Origin of the sequence: Actinomadura napierensis (assembly GCF_039529375.1) — a bacterium.
Lineage (GTDB): Bacteria > Actinomycetota > Actinomycetes > Streptosporangiales > Streptosporangiaceae > Spirillospora > Spirillospora napierensis.
In genome coordinates, this window is the sequence record NZ_BAAAMR010000338.1 from 1 (window position 1) to 631 (window position 631).

A 631-nucleotide genomic window follows, 5' to 3' on the forward strand; every position below is an offset into this window, starting at 1 on the left:
GGCAATGAGCGAGCAAGCTAATTATCTTGTTTCTGAAATTGGCAAACTAAAAGGTTCTATTGTCAAGATTGGCCAAATGATGGCGCTTTATGGTGAACATTTTTTACCTGAAGAAATTACTCAAGCTTTAAATACCTTAAATAACCAAACTGTTGCTTTAGACTGGCCAGCAATTAAACCTCATTTACAAGAACAATTAGGTTCTAAGTTAAATGATCTAACAATTGACCATGAGCCTATCGGTACGGCTTCTCTGGCACAAGTTCATCGCGCAACACGTAAGTCAGACGGTTTAGAGTTAGTTTTAAAAATTCAATACCCTGGTGTTGCGAATGCAATTGACTCCGATATGAGCCTGTTTAAAAACATGCTTAAGCTTACACGTATGGTCCCTCAAACTCGTGAGTTTGATCAGTGGTTCGATGAAGTACGTGAAATGATGCATCGTGAAGTCAATTATCACGTAGAGGCAGCCACAACACGTCGCTTTGCTGAGCGTTTAAAAGATGATGAGCGCTATATCGTCCCTACAATTGTAGATGAATACTGTACCGATCAAGTCTTATGTATGACCTTTGAACGTGGCGTGCCAATTAATAGTCCAGTCATGCTTTCCCTTCCTCAAGAACGT

1 protein-coding gene is annotated in these 631 nt (G+C 40.1%); it reads left to right on the top strand.

The window, feature by feature from the left end:
• Positions 1 to 631 (top strand): AarF/UbiB family protein (locus tag ABD296_RS49805; RefSeq protein ID WP_344285630.1); only part of this gene is annotated, 631 nt, incomplete at both ends.